This window comes from Methylobacterium sp. ME121, assembly GCF_000974725.1.
GTDB lineage: Bacteria > Pseudomonadota > Alphaproteobacteria > Rhizobiales > Beijerinckiaceae > Methylobacterium > Methylobacterium radiotolerans.
This window is the reverse complement of sequence record NZ_BBUX01000011.1, coordinates 105,523-123,837: the sequence shown is the minus strand read 5'-3', so window position 1 is coordinate 123,837 and position 18,315 is coordinate 105,523. Positions and strand designations below refer to the sequence as shown.

At 70.2% G+C, this 18,315-nt stretch carries 10 protein-coding genes; 8 read left to right on the top strand and 2 right to left on the bottom strand.

Going from position 1 to position 18,315, the window contains the following annotated elements; all coding sequences use genetic code 11:
* Positions 1-273: 273 nt before the first annotated feature.
* Entirely contained in the window at positions 274-492 is a 219-nt protein-coding gene (locus ME121_RS10585) for a DUF6894 family protein (RefSeq protein ID WP_012329528.1), read from the bottom strand.
* Positions 493-762: 270 nt separating this feature from the next.
* Between ME121_RS10585 and ME121_RS10580 the strand changes: the two genes are divergently transcribed.
* The 5 genes from ME121_RS10580 (at position 763) to ME121_RS10550 (ending at position 12,052) form a co-directional block, all read left to right on the top strand.
* On the top strand, positions 763-960 hold the full coding sequence (locus ME121_RS10580; protein ID WP_012329529.1) for a hypothetical protein: 198 nt from the start codon (positions 763-765) through the stop codon (positions 958-960).
* 740 nt (positions 961-1,700) lie between these two features.
* Positions 1,701-3,854: a PAS domain-containing sensor histidine kinase gene (locus ME121_RS10565; protein WP_059408826.1), complete on the top strand. Its 2,154-nt coding sequence runs from the start codon at positions 1,701-1,703 to the stop codon at positions 3,852-3,854.
* Positions 3,855-4,444: 590 nt separating this feature from the next.
* A complete protein-coding gene (locus ME121_RS10560; protein WP_059408814.1) occupies positions 4,445-6,118 on the top strand; it encodes a methyl-accepting chemotaxis protein in 1,674 nt (557 codons plus the stop codon).
* 432 nt (positions 6,119-6,550) lie between these two features.
* Complete coding sequence (locus ME121_RS10555) at positions 6,551-9,238, top strand: bifunctional diguanylate cyclase/phosphodiesterase (RefSeq protein WP_179240024.1); 2,688 nt, start codon at positions 6,551-6,553, stop codon at positions 9,236-9,238.
* A 546-nt stretch (positions 9,239-9,784) separates the two neighbouring features.
* On the top strand, positions 9,785-12,052 hold the full coding sequence (locus ME121_RS10550) for a CDC48 family AAA ATPase (RefSeq protein WP_059408812.1): 2,268 nt from the start codon (positions 9,785-9,787) through the stop codon (positions 12,050-12,052).
* A 139-nt stretch (positions 12,053-12,191) separates the two neighbouring features.
* Here ME121_RS10550 and ME121_RS10545 read toward each other — a convergent pair whose 3' ends face one another.
* Positions 12,192-13,031: an aldo/keto reductase gene (locus ME121_RS10545; RefSeq protein ID WP_059408811.1), complete on the bottom strand. Its 840-nt coding sequence runs from the start codon at positions 13,029-13,031 to the stop codon at positions 12,192-12,194.
* 283 nt (positions 13,032-13,314) lie between these two features.
* Here ME121_RS10545 and ME121_RS10540 point away from each other — a divergent pair, with 283 nt between their 5' ends.
* The 3 genes from ME121_RS10540 (at position 13,315) to ME121_RS10530 (ending at position 18,311) form a co-directional block, all read left to right on the top strand.
* Entirely contained in the window at positions 13,315-16,014 is a 2,700-nt protein-coding gene (locus ME121_RS10540) for an excinuclease ABC subunit UvrA (protein ID WP_059408810.1), read from the top strand.
* A 94-nt stretch (positions 16,015-16,108) separates the two neighbouring features.
* The gene (locus ME121_RS10535) at positions 16,109-16,792 is read left to right on the top strand and encodes a type 1 glutamine amidotransferase domain-containing protein (protein ID WP_012329537.1); all 684 of its coding nucleotides are present in this window, start codon (positions 16,109-16,111) and stop codon (positions 16,790-16,792) included.
* Between the two features lie 232 nt (positions 16,793-17,024).
* The gene (locus ME121_RS10530; RefSeq protein WP_059408809.1) at positions 17,025-18,311 is read left to right on the top strand and encodes a hydantoinase/carbamoylase family amidase; all 1,287 of its coding nucleotides are present in this window, start codon (positions 17,025-17,027) and stop codon (positions 18,309-18,311) included.
* The last annotated feature ends 4 nt before the right edge of the window (positions 18,312-18,315 follow it).

Genomic DNA, 18,315 nt, shown 5'->3' with positions numbered 1-18,315 from the left:
CCGCCGGATCCGTTGTCGGACGAGGCGTCTCAGCCCGCGTAGAGACGGCCGTATCCTGTAGGGCGAAACCTGACTTATGATGGTTGCAACGGTTTGCTAAGGTTGATGGTTACTGCTCGCGAAAAGCGTGGAGAGCTCGATGTACGCCTCGGTTCTGGGTGATCCGGAGATATCGGTTGAGCCTCCGGATGTCGGTCCGACGCCTGAGGCACTCATCCTCCGCGAGCACATCCGCCGGATCTTGCGCAAGCTTCCGCGCCCCGCGGCCAGTGCTCAGTACAGCTGAAGGGAGCGGAGCACGACGCCGTCGGCGGTGTGGATCTCCACGCACCAGCGTTCGTCAGGATCGGGCAATTCGCCCCGCGCGTGCATCTCGGCGATCAGCTGCGTCGCCTCGGCCACGGCGACCTCGATCGAGCTTGCCAGCACGCCCTCCTCGTCCTCGATGACCTCGCTCGGTCCCCTCAGGCGGAAATGGTACCGCTCTACCATGTCGCTCCTGCTCACACCGTCGGCACAGCACTCCGACAACGCGAGGGTAACATCGAATGGTCGGATAAAGCCAAGCTGGCATGCCAAGTCGGCGCCGGCCGGGGCGGAGTCCGTCCGAGCCGGCACGTGTTCCTGCCTGTGATCTGCGGGAATGTCGGGGGCAAGCCCGGGGCCGGCCGACGCAGGTTGTTGCGCCGGTCAAGCTCTTAACGCGGCTGGCCTTTTTCAGGCGCATGGTGCGGGCATGTCCCAAAGCCCGACGAGCCCGCCATGCACTTCGAGATCCGCGCGACCGACACCCGTCTGTGGACCTGGGTGCTCCTCGATGCGACGCAGATGCCGGTCCTGACATCGGACCGGACCTTCCCTTCCGAGGCGCAGGCCTCGGCGGCCGCGCTGGCGTTCGCCAAACTCGTGACGCGGGCCGGCAGGACCCTGACCGCAGCGCCGCCGGGCGGCCTGCTCTGAGGCGAATGCCGTTCCCCGGCGCGATCAGGGTCGATCGGTGATGCCTGACGCAGCCCTGCAGCGCCATGTCGCGGCGCGACGATCGCCGCGTCACGCGGCGGGTCGAGGGACCGCAGCTCGAAGTTCGCGATGAGAACGTCCTGCTTCTCCTCGAGATGGTACGTGACGGGGTGGGCCACGAAGGTGCCGAGACGGACCGTCGGCCCGCCGGACGCCGTCGCCGGCGCCGCGTCGGCCCGCGCCAGCAACGTCCCCACGCGCTCCGGACGGTGTCTGACAGCAGATCCTGCTTGCTGCGGGATGTGATCGTCGAGCGAGGCCGCCTGGATCCCGGCCTCGGCGGAAGGTCCAGGGTCATCGCCGCGTAGCCGGGCGATAGACCAGCCGGGACATGGTCATACGCGGCGGCGAGCGTGTCCAACCGCGCGAGATCGCGGAGGTCGTCTTCCGGCATCCGCGGATCCAGGATGTCCGGACCTTCGGGGTCCCCGACTCGATATTCGGGGCGGAGCTGTGCGCCTGGATCAGGCTGCGCGACGGTGAGACCTCGTCGGAGCAGGCGGTGCGCGCGTCCTGACGATCGCCCGGATCCCGCGCATGCTGCCGCCGGTCGGCGACGTGATGGATTCGACCTCCGGTGGAGCGCGGTCGTTGCTGCGAGCGCCGCGAGCGGACATGCTGGCGCGCGACATCATCGAGGCGGCGTATCAGTGTCGGCATGGCCACAGGGCGGCGGCGAGATGGCCGCGCGCATCCGCGACTTCGCTTGGGAGCGGACCCCGCTGGGGCCGTCCGCCCGCTGGCCGGAGCGCCTCAAGGTGATGGTCGAGCAGGTGCTCGCCAGCCCGCTGGTCGCGTCCCTCGTCTGCGGGCCCGAGCGCCTCCTGATCTACAACGATGCCGCCGCCCGGCTCTACGGCGCCCGGCACCCGGAGGGCCTCGGCCGGCCGCTCGCGCGCACGTTCCCGGAGGGGTGGGGGACGGTGGCGGCCTTCTACGCGCGCGCCTTCGCGGGCGAGGCCGTACAGGTGGCCGGTCAACCGCTGGACACCCGCGGCGCCGGCGCCGCGGAGGACGTCTTCGACGCGCTCCTGGTGCCGGTGCGCGACGCCGACGGGCAGGTGATGGCCGTCCACATGACCGGCTTCGAGATCGGTGAGCGGCTGCGCACCGAGGCCAAGTTGCGGATAAGCGAGGCCCGGTACCGCCGCCTCTTCGACGCCATCGACGAGGGCTTCTGCACCATCGAGGTCCTGGTCGACGCGGCCGGGCAGGCGGTCGACTACCGATTCCTGTCCGTGAACGCGGCCTTCGAGCAGCAGACCGGGCTCAGCGACGCGGTCGGCCGGACGGTCCGGGCGCTGGCGCCCGACCTCGAGCGACACTGGTTCGAGACCTACGGCCGGATCGTGCGCACCGGCAAAGCCGAGCGCTTCGAGGACCGCGCCGACGCGCTCGGGCGCTGGTACGAGGTCTACGCCTTCCCGATCGGGGCGCCGGAACGGCGGCAGGTCGGGGTGCTGTTCAAGGACATCCTCCAGCGCAAGCGCGCCGAAGACCGGCTGCGCGCGAGCGAGGAGCGGTTCCGCGCCCTCGTCACCGCCAGTTCGGACGTCATCTACCGCATGAGCCCGGACTGGAGCGAGCTGCGCGTCCTGGAGGGCCGCGGCTTCCTGGTCGATACCGTCACCCCGAACGACGACTGGCTGAGCGCCTACATCGACCCGGCCGACCAGCCGCGCCTGCGCGAGGCGATCCAGCGGGCGATCCGATCCAAGACGATGTTCGAGCTGGAGCATCCCGTCCGGCAGGCGGACGGGAGCCGGGGCTGGGCGCTGTCCCGGGCCGTGCCGCTGCTCGACGATGACGGCGAGATCCGCGAATGGTTCGGCGCCGCCAGCGACGTGACCGCGCGCAAGCGGGCGGAGGACGACCTGCGCGCGAGCGAGGAGCGGTTCCGCGGGCTGGTCGAGGGGTTCGGTCAGTTCAGCTGGGAGGCCTCGGCCGAGGGCCTCATCGAGGCCGACAGTCCGGGCTGGCGCGCGTTCACCGGGCAGCGCCTGGACGAGTGGCTCGGGCGCGGCTGGGTCCACGCGATCCACGCCGACGACCGGGCGCTCACGGAAGCGAAGTGGCGGCAGGCGGTCGCGACGCGGACGGCGGTCGATCACGAGTACCGCCTGTGGCACGCCGCGAGCGCGTCGTGGCGGTGGTCGAACGTCCGCGCGGTGCCGATCACGAACCCGGACGGGTCGATCCGCAAGTGGTCGGGCGTGAACATCGACGTCACGGATCACCACAGATTGCTGGCGCGGCAGGAGGTGCTGATCAACGAGCTGCAGCACCGCACGCGCAACCTGCTCGGTGTCGTGAGTGCCGTGGCTGGCAGGACGCTGCGGGAGGGCAGCCCGGTCGAGGCGTTCGAGGCGCGGCTGCAGGCGCTCAGCCGCGCGCAGGGCCTGCTCAGCCAGTACGGCAGCGACACGGTCGAGGTGGGCGCACTGGTGCGGGCCGAACTGGCCGCCTACGTCGACGGCGCGGCCGGGCGCATGATTGTCGCCGGCCCCGAGGTGCATCTGAGCGCGCGGCAGGTGCAGAACTTCGCCCTGGCCGTCCACGAACTGACCACGAACGCGGTCAAGCACGGGGCGCTCAAGACCGGGATCGGCCATCTCAGCGTCACCTGGGAGATCGTGCGCGACCGGCGCGAGCGCCGCCGACTGGCCCTGAGCTGGATCGAGACCGGCCTGCCCGAGCAGCGGGCGCGCGTGACCCGTCGCGGCTACGGGACCGAGCTGATCCAGGAAGCGCTGGCCTACGCCCTGGGTGCCAAGGTCGATTACGCGCTCGACCGCGACGGCGTGCGCTGCCGCATCGAGATGCCCGTGTCTTAGCCCGTGAGACGGCCCGGATGCCCGCGCGCAGTCGGATCGCGGTCCTTTGCGCCGCCGACGCGCTCCGCGCGGGGCGTCCCGTATCTGCTCGCCACGGACGAGGCGACGCCGATGCGGCCGGTAGCCGCTCCCTCCGGCCGATCCAACGGCCGGGAAGGCCCCGGTGCCGGGAGATCCCGCGGCTCCGGAGCACCACCTGCCGGCCGCGGTCGCCAGGATCGGTCGGGATGTCTCGGACTGACCAGGTCCTGGGATCCGGCGGGCCCTTTTCAACCCATGCCCGTCGAATCCCGCGGCGCGCCCCTGCCGCTGAGAACCGCTGCCCCCGTACGATTGCAACCTGCGGTCACAATCTCGTCTAAAGTAGAGTTCCTGCGCCGTCGGATTCGGGCGATCCCATCATCCGCAGGTTGAAGGCACACTTCTTCATGCTCGATATCACAAATTTGAGACCACTGAACGGACAGTCAGCAGGAAACTGGGTGGGATAAATTTTAATCAATTCGCCTATATTTTGCGCGACTTGCTCATGACTGCGCATCCAGACTTGCCCGTCCGGGCCCTGGATACCGGAGCCTGAAAGTCCGCCCATGAAAATGACGATCCAACTGCGGCTCGTGGCGCTGCTCGGCGGCCTCGGCCTGGTCCTGCTCGCGACAGCCGCGCTGGGAAATTTCGCGCTATATTGGAGTCATCAAAGCCTAAAAACCGTATTCGATGACCGGGTCGTCTGTCTTCGGCAATTCAGCACCATTCGTGATGCCTATGATGACCTGATCGATGCCTCGCGCCTGCTGCGCAACAAGCAGATCGAGCCCGCCCGGGCCAGGGACAAGATCGAGCGCGATCTCTCGAAGCTCCACACCGAGTGGTCGGCCTACCTGGCGACCTACCTGACTCCGGAGGAGGATGTCCTCGCCAAGGACCTGCAGGGGCGCATCGATCGGAACGACACGATCGCCGCCGAGATCCTCAAACGCGTCGTCGCCGGTGCCGGCTCGGATTTCGAGGCCACGCATGCGGATCTGCTGAAGAGCATGCAGGCCACCAACGCGACGCTGAGCAAGCTGACCGCGCTGCAGGTCCGGGAAGCCGAGGCGGAATACCGCCGCTCCGAGACGACCGCCGGCTGGTCGCGCCTCGCGCTCCTGGCCGCGCTCGTCCTCGCTGCGCTCAGCATCGCCTACGGCGTCTACGTGATCGTCCTGCAGGTCACCCGCCCGCTCGGCAGCTTGGTGGGGGTGCTGCAGCGGATGGCCCGGGGCGAGGTCGACGCGGAGATCCGCGAGGCCGGCCGCGGCGACGAGATCGGCGCCGTCGGCAAGGCGGTCGAGGGCATCAAGGCCATGGTCGCCCGCAAGGCCGCCGAGGAGGCCGAGGTCAAGCGCCTGGCCGACGCGGCCGCCGCCGCCGAGCGGAAGCGCACCATGATCGAGCTCGCCGACGGCTTCGAGCGCGCCGTCGGCGGTATCGTCGGCCTGGTCTCGTCCTCGGCCACCGAGCTCCAGGCCACCGCTCAGCAGATGACCGCCACCGCCCAGGAGACCGCCGCGCAATCGACCACCGTGGCCGCCGCAGCGGAAGAGGCCGCCACCAACGTCAACACGGTCGCGGCCGCGGCCGAGGAGCTCGGCTCGTCGGTGCAGGAGATCGGCCGGCAGGTGCAGGGCTCGGCCCATCTCGCCCAGGCCGCGGTGGGCGAGGCCGACCAGACTGCGCACCTCGTCCAGGCGCTCAGCCAGAACGCGGCGCGGATCGGCGACATGGTCGGGATGATCTCGGGCATCGCCGGGCAGACCAACCTCTTGGCGCTCAACGCCACGATCGAGGCGGCGCGCGCCGGCGCGGCGGGGCGGGGCTTCGCGGTGGTGGCCTCCGAGGTGAAGGCGCTGGCCGAGCAGACCGCCAAGGCGACCGAGGAGATCGCGCGCCAGATCGGCGAGGTTCAGGGGGTGACCGCGCAGGCGGTGACGGCGATCGGCGGGATCACGGGGCGGATCCGGGAGATCGACGGCGTGGCGACGTCGATCGCGGCGGCGGTGGAGCAGCAGGGTGCGGCGACCCAGGAGATCGTGCGCAACGTGGCGCAGGCCTCGACCGGCGCCGGCGAGGTGACGGGCAACATCGCGGGCGTGGCGCAGGCCTCGGAGGAGACGGGGGCCGCGGCCGGTCAGGTCCTGTCGGCGGCCTCGGAGCTGTCGCGGCAATCCGAGCATCTCCGCGCCGAAGTCGCACGCTTCCTCGCCACCGTCCGCGCCGCTTGACCCATCCCTCTCGTCGCTCGGGTGCGCAACAAGGCGGCCCAGCTTCGAGGTTCGCCTCCGCCTCCTCGACGAGCGGAAGCGGACCGGCAGAGATCGACCCGTGCGCTCATCCGGGCCGTGATCGGCGGCCCCGAGGGCGGCTGTGTCAGCCTGGCAACGATGTATTAGTCGATTGTGTGCGATCTATATGCCGGGCGGCGCAGCGGCCGACCCGACGCCAACCGCGGAACGGCTCGGACCACCATCTGTCGGAGCCGACCGCCACGTTCTGTTTTCCGGCCCAGACACGATCACCGAACTCCGCGCGCTCGACGGTAAGGGTCTGAACATCTGCGAAGCGCCGGAAGCTGGGCATGCACTGAGATAACAGCCCGAGTCTATGAGTTCGCCTTTTGCTCCCGCGCCAGAGATGGGCGACAGATGAGGGCCGGGATGGCAGCGATGTTCGGATCACCTGATCGGTCATACCCCGCTCTCGTCACGTCACTGGTCGTTCTAGCTCTCGCGATCGCGTCGGGCGGGGTCATCCTGATCTCCGACATGTACGGCCAGGCGTTGCAGGATACCGAGCGCAACCTCGTCGGCCTCTCCACGATCCTCGCTGATCAGGCCGACCGTTCGCTCCAGGCCCTCGAGATCGTTCAGGAAGCCATCATCGAGGATATGGCCGGCGCAAAGGTAGCCACTCCTTCGCAGTACGCTGCAGCGGCAAGCCGACACGACTTACATGAGGCACTCAAAGCGCGCGTCGCCGCCTTGCCGCAGGTCAACGCGGTCACGATCATCGATCACACCGGCCAGCTCCTGAACTTCAGCCGCTTCTGGCCGATCCCGAACGTCAACATCGCAGATCGTGATTACTTCAAGGCGCTCGCTTCGGACCCGAAGCTGCAACGCTTCATCAGCCAGCCGGTCCAGAACCGCGGCGACGGTGCCTGGACGATCTACATCGCGCGGAAGGTCACGGCGCCCGACGGAACGTTCCTCGGCCTCGTCCTCGGCGCAATCGAGCTCGGCTATTTCGAACGACTGTACCGGCAGATCGCGCCGACCGACGACGCCGTGGTCTCGGTCTTCCGCCACGACGGGATGCTGCTCGTCCGTCACCCCTATCGGGAGAACGTGATCGGCAAGATCCTGCCGACCACGGGGGCCGCGCTGATCGCCCAGAAGAATCCTCTGGGCGGCGTGATGCGCAACGTGAGCCCCGTCGATGATCAAGAGCGCATCATCGCGACGAAGGCGCTCGCCGGCTATCCGCTCATTCTCAGCATCAGCCGCACGACAGAAGCGTGCCTGGCCCCCTTCCGCCGGCAGGCGCTCGCGGTCGGTTCAGCAACAGCCCTCCTCCTGGTGTGCATCGCGGCGCTGTTTCGGCTCTTTCTTCGGGGGGCGAGCGCCGAGCGGCGGATCGCGAGCGCCGAAGAACGTGCCCGCAGCGAGCGCGACTTACGGGCCCATTACGAGCGTTTCGGCGTCGCGCTCGACAACATGGTCCAGGGACTATGCCTGTTCGACGCCGACGAGCGGCTCGTCATCTTGAATGAGCGCTTCGCCACGCTCTACGCGATCCCCGATCAACTTCGGCAACCCGGCACGAAAGCCGAGGATCTGCGCGGGTTCGTGCTGGCGCAGCACCGCGACGCGGGGGGGGCCTGGGACGAAGTGCTGACGCCACCATCGCCCCGGGCCCCTTCGGACACGGCGAGCGTCGTTCACATGACCGACGATCGGGACATCAGCGTCCTCCGCGTTCTCCTTCCGGACGGAGGCTGGATTTCGACGCATGAGGACATCACGGAGCGCCGTCGGAGCGAAGCGCGCCTGCGCTTCCTCGCGCGGCACGACGTTCTGACCCAATTGCCGAATCGCCTGCATTTCGAGGAGGTCGTCGAACGCGAGCTAGCAGCGCGAGCCGATCGAGCCGAGGCAGTGGTCCTTCTCTGCCTCGATCTCGACGGCTTCAAGCAGGTCAACGATCTCTTCGGTCATCCGGCCGGGGACCGCCTGCTGATCGAGGTCGCCGCGCGCCTGAAGGCATTGATCGGCGCGCGCGGCGCGGTCGCGCGCCTCGGCGGCGACGAATTCGCGGTGCTGGCGACAGATCTCGCCGCCGGGCAAGCTGCCGCGCGGGCCCAGGCTATCATCGATGCGATCTCAGCGCCCTACGCGGACGGCGAGCTGAGGTATTCCATCAGTTGCAGCGTCGGCATCGCCCTCTTCCCGCATGATGGCGACACCTACGACGCGGTGCTGTCCGCTTCCGATATGGCGCTCGTGCGCGCCAAGAAGGAAGGCAAGGGAACCTACCGCTTCTTCGAGGCGGATATGGACAAGGCGGCTTTCGAGCGGCAACGATTGGCCCTGGACCTGCGCGCGGCCATCGGGACGGGGCAGTTCGCGCTGCACTACCAGCCCCAGTTCAGGATCGCCGCAGATCGCGCCTGCGGCTTCGAAGCGCTCCTGCGATGGACCCATCCGACCCGCGGGCCGATTTCGCCGGCGCAGTTCATACCGCTGGCAGAGGAGACAGGGGCGATCCTCCCACTCGGCGAGTGGGTGCTCCGTGAGGCCTGCCGCGAGGCTGCGAGCTGGACGTTGCCCCTCGGCATCGCTGTCAATCTCTCGATCGCGCAGCTGCAGCAAGCTGGCCTGTGCGATGTCGTCGGTGCGGTGCTCGAGGAGACCGGACTGAAGGCCGACCGTCTCGAACTCGAGGTGACCGAGAGCCTCTTCCTGAAGGGGTCGGCACGCGCGCAGGAGATGCTGCGCGACCTGAAAGCGCTCGGCGTGCGCATCTCGATGGATGATTTCGGAACCGGATACTCATCACTGGCAACGTTGGAAGCTTTTCCGTTCGACAAGATCAAGATCGATCGGTCGTTCGTGTGGCAGATCGGCGTGACCAGCAAAGGCGGCGCGATCGTCCGGGCGATCCTGAGTCTCGGCGAGAGCTTGGACATTCCGGTCATCGCGGAGGGCGTCGAGACTGAGGGGCAGCTGGCCTTCTTGCGGCAACACGGTTGTGCAGAGATACAAGGCTATCTGCGCGGCAAACCGCAGCCGATCGCCTCTTACCGCGCGCTCGTCGGTCCCGATCGTGATCTCAAGGTCGCCTAGCGGCGACTTGTGTCCGCCCAACGAGCGGTTCTCGAATACTCCTCGACAGCGAAACCGCTATCGCCAGAGGAAGAAGCCCCGAAGCCCGTCCCGCTTCCCATCGATCCGAGCGACCGGCCTGAGGGAGCATGAGAGGCCCCAAGAACAGGACTTTCCCGCCGGCGCACGCTGATGTCGTCGAATGCGGTGAACAGCGACACTTTCGCGGCTGGCATCATGGCATTGGCCACGGGCGCGCATCGGCCGCGCGGAATCGGAGTCGCACTCTGCCTTGTCAAGCGAGACCGATATCGAAGTCGAATAGCATATCATCAAGGATCGCATCCTGAACTGCGTGCAGGCCCGCTTGTTCTGGAGATGCGGAGGCTCCCGGACCGTGTCCGGTCGTCGCGTCCTGACCGAGCCTTGCCGGTGCCGCCTCGGACCGTCGCGACGCAGCCGCCATGGTCGTGGCGGCGCGGGCATGTCCTGGCTCGATCCGAACCATCCGGATCACCGACGGTTGACCAGATGTCGTCATGACCGAGGTCCTGCCCGGGAGTTCAGATGGCTGACGCCGAGGAGCGGGCGCTCAGATTGCAGGTCGCCAATGCACGCCCCCAGGATTCGGGGCGCGGCATCGCCCGACTCGGCCATGCGGCGCTGACCCAGCTCGGCCTGCGCGAGGGCGACGTTGTCGAGATCGTCGGCAAGCGCCACACCGCGGCGATCGCGGTCGGTCCCTACGATGAGGACGAGGGCCTGAACCTCGTCCGCCTCGACGGGCTGCAGCGCGTCAACGCCGGCACCGCGAGCGGCGACCATGTCGAGATCCACCCCGCGGAGATCCGGCCGGCCGCCCGCGTCGTCGTCGCGCCGGCTCAGAAGAACATGCGCTTGCAGGGTTCGGGGGAGGCCCTGCGCCGCACGCTGTTCCGGCGGCCGCTGGTTTCGGGCGACGTCATTTCCACATCGACTCAGTCGCGCGCCGCGTCCGACCCGCGCGTTCCACCGGAGCTGCGCCCCTATCTCGAGGGGCCGTCCTACGGCCTGCAGGAGATCCGCCTCGTCGTCGTCGCCACACAGCCCCGCGGCATCGTCTACGTGGCGGAAGGGACACAGATCGAACTCCGGCCGGTCTTCGAGGAGCCGAAGGACGGGCGGCGCGCCGACGTCACCTACGACGATATCGGCGGCCTCGGCGACACCGTCGATCAGATCCGCGAGATGGTCGAGCTGCCCCTGCGCCACCCGGAGCTGTTCCAGCGTCTCGGCATCGATCCGCCGAAGGGCGTGCTGCTGCACGGACCGCCCGGCACCGGCAAGACCCGGCTGGCGCGGGCGGTGGCCAACGAGACCGAGGCCCGGTTCTTCCACATCGCCGGGCCCGAGATCATGGGCAGCCGGTACGGCGAGTCCGAGCAGCGCCTGCGCGAGGTCTTCCAGGAAGCCGCTCAGAGCGCGCCCTCGATCATCTTCATCGACGAGATCGACTCGATCGCCCCGAAGCGCGAGCAGGTGACCGGCGAGGTCGAGCGCCGCATCGTCGCGCAGCTCCTCACGCTGATGGACGGGCTGGAGCCGCGCCAGAACATCGTGGTGATCGGCGCGACGAACCGGCGCGACGCCATCGACGAGGCCCTGCGCCGGCCTGGCCGCTTCGACCGCGAGATCATCATCGGCGTGCCGGACCAGCCGGGCCGGCGCGAGATCCTGGGCATCCACACCCGCGGCATGCCGCTGGCGGAGGATGTCGACCTGGATGAGGTCGCGCGCACCACCTACGGGTTCGTCGGGGCCGATCTCGGCGCGCTGGTGCGCGAGGCCGCCATGGACGCGGTGCGCCGGATCCTCCCGGAGGTGAACCTGCGCGACGGTATCCCGGCGGAGATCCTAGAGGGCCTGAGCGTCCGGCGCGACGACTTCCTCTCGGCGATGAAACGGATTCAGCCGTCGGCGCTGCGCGAGATCATGATCCAGGTGCCGGACGTGACCTGGGACGATGTCGGGGGACTCGCCGAGGCCCAGATGCGCCTGCGCGAGGGCGTCGAGCTGCCGCTGCGGTCGCCGCAGGCCTTCCGCCGCATCGGCATCCGGCCGGCCAAGGGCTTCCTCCTGTTCGGGCCACCCGGCACCGGCAAGACGCTGCTCGCCAAGGCGGTGGCGCGGGAGTCGGACGCGAACTTCGTCGCGACGAAATCCTCCGACCTCCTGTCGAAATGGTACGGCGAATCCGAGCAGCAGGTCTCGCGCCTGTTCCAACGCGCCCGGCAGGTGGCGCCGACGGTGATCTTCATCGACGAGATCGACAGTCTCGCGCCAGCGCGGGGCGGGGGTCTCGGCGAGCCCGCCGTCACGGAGCGCGTCGTCAACACACTCCTGGCCGAGATGGACGGGCTGGAGGATTTGCAGGGGGTTGTCGTGATGGCGGCCACAAACCGCCCGAACCTGCTCGACCAAGCGCTGCTGCGTCCGGGACGGTTCGACGAACTCGTCTACGTGCCGGTTCCGGACATCGCCGGCCGTCGCCGGATCCTGGCCATTCACACGCGGGACATGCCGCTCGCGGAAGATGTCGATCTCGACGTGATTGCCGAGCGGACCGCCCGCTTCACCGGCGCGGATCTGGAAGATCTCACGCGCCGCGCCGGTCTGCTGGCGCTGCGCGAATCGCTGGAGGCGGCCCAGGTGCAGCGTGCACATTTCGAACAGGCTGCCCGTGAGACCCGGCCTTCGGTCACACCCGAGATGGAGCGGGAATACGAGGAGATGCTGCGCACCTTGAAGCAAGAGGGCCCGCAGCGCCAACCGATCGGCTTCCTATCCCCGCGCTGAGGCGGCCCACCAGGCGAACGGTGCCGGCAGCGTCCGAAACGGGATCACGTCAGGGATTTCTTCGAACCGGGCGCCGCGTCCGATGACCAAGGCAGGCCATGCGCGAGCGCCCGTTTCGGCCGAGCGGGCATCCTGGCGCCTACAGCATCGGCAGCCGACGCGGCCGCGGCCCGAGGGGGAACGCCGCGTCGAGCCGGGCGAGCTCGGCATCCGTCAGCGAGAGCGCGCTCGCGCCCGCGTTGTCGGCGGCATGCTCTGGGCTGGACGCCTTGGGGATCGCGAAGGTCGACGGCCTTCGCACGAGAAACCGGAGCGCGACCTGGCGTGCGGTCGCGCCGTGGTTGGCCGCGATACTCTCCAACAGGCGGCCGCCCGGCGTGCGGGGGCCGGGGAAGCTGCCATGACCGAAGGGGCTGTAGGCGACGACGGCGATGCCGTGCGCCTCGCACCAGGGCTGGACCGCGTGCTCGATCGCGCGCTCCTCCAGGTGGTAGAGCACTTGGTTGCAGGCGATGCGGCCCTCGCCGCCGGCTTCCCACGCGGCCTCGAGGTCGGGCACGTCGAAGTTGCTCACCCCCCAGGACAGGATCTTGCCCTGCTCGCGAAGCCGTTCGAAGGCGGCGAAGGTGTCCTCGAGCGGGTGCGGACCGGGCCAGTGCAGGAGGTAGCAGTCCAGCCTGTCGGTGCGCAGGCGCGCGAGGGAGCGCTCGCACGCGGCCACCGTCCCGGCGCGCGAGGCGTTGCTGGGGACGACCTTGGAGACGAGGAACACCGCGTCGCGCCGTCCGGCGATCGCCTCGCCGACCACGATCTCGGCGTCGCCGTACATCTCGGCGGTGTCGACGTGGGTCATCCCGAGATCGAGGCCGCGGCGCAGGGCAGCGACCGCGGTGGGCCGGTGCGCGTCGTCGATGTACCAGGTTCCCTGCCCGATCAGCGCCACCTCGTGCGGCCCGAGACCGAAGGGACGTCGTTCCATTTGCAACGGCTCCCTTGAACGACGCGTGCTCTGCAGCGCCGGTTCGGGCTGCAGGTCACACCCGGCCGCGGCGGGCCGCGATCGTCCCTGTGCGCGGGCGGACGGCCTGATCACTGCGGGCTCGAAGGCCGGGATCCCGATCCTTGTCGTGAAAGACAAACGTCGGCCGTAGCCCCTGGTTTGCTACGGAGTGTCCCTAAGGATGGTCTCGCGCGTTGACTCTATCCGCGGTCCAGCGGCGTTTGCTGTTTTACGCGAGAGTGCCCGCCGAGAGAGCGATCCGATGGACCAGCCGACGCCCAGGGAACCCGGCAGGATCGCGCGATCCGGCGTCGGACGGCCGGGCTACGTCACGGTAAAGGGCGCCCGGGAGCACAACCTGCGCGACGTCGACGTGGAACTGCCGCGCGACGCCCTCGTCGTGTTCACGGGGGTCTCCGGCTCCGGCAAGTCCTCGCTCGCCTTCGGTACGCTCTATGCGGAAGCCCAGCGGCGCTACTTCGAGTCGGTCGCCCCCTACGCGCGGCGGATGATCGACCAAGTCGGCGTGCCCGACGTCGATTCCATCGAGGGCCTCCCCCCGGCGGTCGCCCTGCAGCAGCAGCGCGGCACGCCCAGCGCCCGCTCCTCGGTCGGCAGCGTCACCACCCTGTCGAGCCTCGTGCGGATGATGTACTCGCGCGCCGGCACCTACCCGCCGGGCCAACCGATGCTCTACGCGGAGGACTTCTCGCCCAACACGCCCCAGGGCGCCTGCCCGTCCTGCGGCGGGCTCGGGCGGATCTACCGGGCCACGGAAGCCTCCATGGTGCCCGACCCGTCGCTGACGATCCGCGAGCGCGCCGTCGCGGCCTGGCCGCAGGCCTGGGGCGGCCAGAACCTGCGGGACATCCTGGTGAGCCGGGGTGTCGATGTCGACACGCCGTGGAAGGACCTGCCGCGGGCGCTCCGGGACTGGATCCTGTTCACGGACGACCAGCCGCAGGAGCCGGTCTATGCCGGGCTCTCCCCGGAGCAGACGCGCCTCGCCCGCCAGCGCCGCCTGGAGCCGAGCTACATGGGCACGTTCACGAGCGCCCGCCGCCACGTGCTCGGGACCTTCACCAAGTCGCAGAGCGCGCTCATGCGCCGACGGGCGGCGCGCTACCTCGTCAGCGAGGACTGCCCCGCCTGCCACGGCAAGCGCCTGAAGCCCGAAGCGCTCTCGGTCACCTTCGCGGGCTTCGATATCGGCGACCTGTCGCGCATGCCGCTCTCCGAGCTCGCCGCGGTGATGCGGCCGGTCGCCGAGGACCGGCTGCCCGATGACGACGCCGACGCCAGCGCCGGGTCCGGGACGCTCGATCGCGAAGTGGGCCGGCGCGATCGGGCCCGGCGGGCCGCCTCCGGAGCGTCGGCCCATGCCGGCGCGCCGGACGTGCGCGCGACCCCGAACCTCTCGATCGAGAAGCGGCTCGCCGCCCAGCGCCTCGCCGCCGATCTCATCGACCGGATCGGGACGCTCACGGAGCTGGGCCTCGGCTACCTGTCGCTCGACCGGGTCACCACGACCCTGTCGTCGGGCGAGTTGCAGCGCCTGCGCCTCGCCACCCAGCTGCGCTCGCAGCTCTTCGGCGTGGCCTACGTGCTCGATGAGCCGACGGCCGGCCTGCACCCCGCCGACGGTGACGCCATGCACGACGCGCTTGCCGGGCTGCTCGCCTCGGGCAACTCGCTGTTCGTCGTCGAGCACGATATCGGCACGATGCGCCGCGCCGACTGGCTGGTCGATGTCGGTCCGGCGGCGGGCGAGCACGGGGGCACCGTGCTCTACAGCGGCCCGCCGGAGGGCCTGCGCGCCGTGGAGGCGTCGCGCACGCGCCTTCACCTGTTCGGGCTCGCCGAGCCGCCGCTGCGACCGCAGCGCGAGCCCGCGGGATGGCTGCGCCTGGAGGGGATCGTCCGCAACAACCTGCGCGACGTCTCGGTCGCGTTCCCGCTGGGATGCCTCACCGCCGTCACGGGCATCTCGGGCTCCGGCAAGTCGAGCCTCGTCAGCCAGGCCTTGCTGGATCTCGTCGGCGACCGCCTCGGCCGGCCCGTCGACACCGACGACGAGCCGGACGATCCCCTCGACGCGGCGCCGGGCCCGACGGAGGGGCGCATCGCCGGCGGCCTGGAGGGAATCCGCCGCTTGGTCCAGGTCGATCAGAAACCGATCGGGCGCACGCCCCGCTCGAACCTCGCGACCTATACTGGCCTGTTCGACGGCGTCCGCAAACTGTTCGCCGCCGCGCCCGAGGCCCGCCGGCGCCGCTACGATGCCGGCCGCTTCTCCTTCAACGTCGCGAAGGGCCGCTGCCCGGCCTGCGAGGGCGAGGGTTTCGTCAGCGTCGAACTCCTGTTCATGCCGAGCGTCTACGCCCCCTGCCCGACCTGCCACGGGTCCCGCTACGCGCCGGAGACGCTGGCGGTCACCTGGAGCGGGCTGACCATCGCGGACGTGCTCGGGCTGACCGTCGAGCGGGCCTGCGAAGCCTTCGCGGACGAGCCCGCCGTACTGCGGCCGCTCACCGTGCTGCGGGATCTCGGCCTCGGCTACCTGCGCCTGGGCCAGCCGGCGACCGAACTCTCCGGCGGGGAGGCCCAGCGGATCAAGCTCGCGACCGAATTGCAGAGGGGGCAGCGCGGGGGCACGCTCTACGTCCTCGACGAGCCGACGACCGGGTTGCACCCGACCGATGTCGACCGCCTCATGCTCCAGCTCAACGGCCTGGTCGATGCGGGCAACACGGTCGTCATGGTCGAACACGACATGCGCGTCGTCGCGGCGGCCGATCACGTCATCGACGTGGGGCCCGGCGCCGGAAACCTCGGTGGCACGATCGTGGCGGCCGGCCGCCCCGAGGTGGTGGCCCGGGCGCGGGCGAGCCGCACGGCACCGTACCTGCGGGATGAGCTTGAGGCCGACGCCAACGGGGGCTGGCAGCCCCGAGATCCGTGATGGCCCCGCCGACCCGGTTTCTGGGCTCGGCCGGCACCGGACGCGGGTGACGGCATCCAGGACGACTGACCCAGACCAGCCCCGGAGAATGACCATGAAGATCCTGATGGTGCTGACCTCCCACGACCGGCTCGGCGATACCGGCCGCAGGACCGGCTTCTGGCTCGAGGAGCTCGCCGCGCCCTACTACGTGTTCAAGGATGCCGGTGCGGAGGTGGTCCTCGTCTCGCCGAAGGGCGGGCGTCCGCCGCTCGATCCGAAGAGCAGCGAGCCGGGTTCTCAGACCGACCTGACCCGGCGCTTCGAGGCGGACGGCGAGGCCAACGCCGCCCTGTCAAGCACGGGCCGGCTCGACGGCGTCACCCACGCGGGCTTCGACGCGGTGTTCTATCCCGGCGGCCATGGCCCCCTCTGGGATCTCGCCGAGGACCCGGCCTCGATCCGGCTGATCGAGACGACGCTCCGGGCCGGCAAGCCGGTCACCCTCGTCTGCCACGCCCCCGGCGTGCTGCGTCATGCCAAGACGCCCGACGGCCAGCCGCTCGTCGCCGGCAAGGCGGTGACCGGCTTCACCAACACCGAAGAGGAGGCCGTGGGCTTGACCGCGGTGGTTCCCTTCCTCGTCGAGGACGAGCTCAAGCGGAAGGGTGGCCTGTTCTCCAAGGCCGGCGACTGGCAGCCCTACGTGGTCGGGGACGGGCTGCTGATCACCGGCCAGAACCCGGCCTCGTCCGGACCGGCGGCCGAGCGCCTCAAAGCGACGCTCGACGATCGATGACCGGAGGGGGCGCATACCGGCCGGTTTGGGCTTCGGATCCCCGCGACGCCGGCGCCGCGGGGCTGACCCGCGCCTCTGGTCGCACGGCCGGCGATCCGGCAGACTCGGCCACCGTGACGGGGCCCGCCGCTCCGGCGGCCGCTTGATGACGCGCCCCCCGGCGGGCCGGCACGAAAGTGGCAGGTGGGGACCGGCGGGCCCGTCCCGGGGCCCCGCCCGGGGAGGCGTAGCGATGGACCGCGTGTCCGCCATCAAGGCAGCCGTGCGCGCGCAGCACGGCCGGGTCGAGGCCCTGTTCGCGGAGCTGGCCCGGTGCGGCCGGACGGAGCCGGGCTTCACCCGCCCCTCCTACAGCCCGGAGGAGACCGCGGCGCACGCGGTGGTCGCGCGCTGCGCTGCGGATCTGGGCCTCGCGATCGGCCGGGACGCCGCCGCCAACACCGCGATGACGCTGCCGGGGCGGGACCGGACCCTGCCGCCGATCCTGATCGGCTCCCACCTCGACACCGTGGCCCAGGGCGGCAACTTCGACGGCGCCGCCGGCGTGGTGGCCGGGCTCGCCGCCGTCGCGGCGATCCGCGCGCTCGGCCTGGAGCCGGAACGGGACATCATCGTCCTGGGCATCCGCGCCGAGGAGAGCGTCTGGTTCCAGGTCTCCTACATCGGCAGCCGCGCGGCGCTCGGAGCGCTGCCGGACGGGGCGCTCGACGCGGCCCGGATCGACACCGGCCTCAGCCTCGCCGCCCACATCGCCCGGGAGGGCGGCGACCCGGACGCGCTCGCCCGCGGCCCGGCCGCCCGCGCCGCCGCCGCGATCCACGCCTTCCTCGAGGTGCATATCGAGCAGGCGCCGAGCCTCGAGGAGGCCGGGATCTCGGTCGGCTTGTGCACCGGGATCCCCGGCAACGTCCGCTATCCCGACGTCCGCATCGCCGGCCGCTACGACCATGTCGGGACGCCGCGCCGCTTCCGGCGCGACGCGGCCATGGCGGGGGCCGAGATCGCCCTGGCGCTGGACCGGGTCTGGGCGGAGCGCGAGGCGGCCGGCTGCCCGATGGCCGTCACCTTCGGCCGGTTCCACACCGACGCCGCTGCGCACGGCCTGACGACCGTACCGGGTGAGTTCCGGTTCAGCCTCGACATGCGGGCCTACGCCGCCGGGGTGCTGGCCGCGCTGGAGGCGGCGTTCCTGGTGGCGGTGGCGGAGGTGTCGGCGCGCCGCGGCGTGACGGTGACGCTTGGCCCGCGCGCCGAGGCGGGCGTCGGGACTGTCGCGCCGCGGATCCGCGACGGGTTCGCGGCGGCCGCGGACGCGCTCGGCATCGCGACGCGGCCCCTCGGCAGCCCGGCCTCCCACGACGCCGCCGCCTTCGCCAAGGCCGGCGTGCCGATGGCGATGCTGTTCGTGCGCAACGCCAACGGCAGTCACAATCCCGACGAGACCATGGCGATCGACGACCTGCTCGACGCCGTGGCGATCCTCACCGCGTGGCTGGTGGCGGAGACGTGCGGCGGCTGAGGGG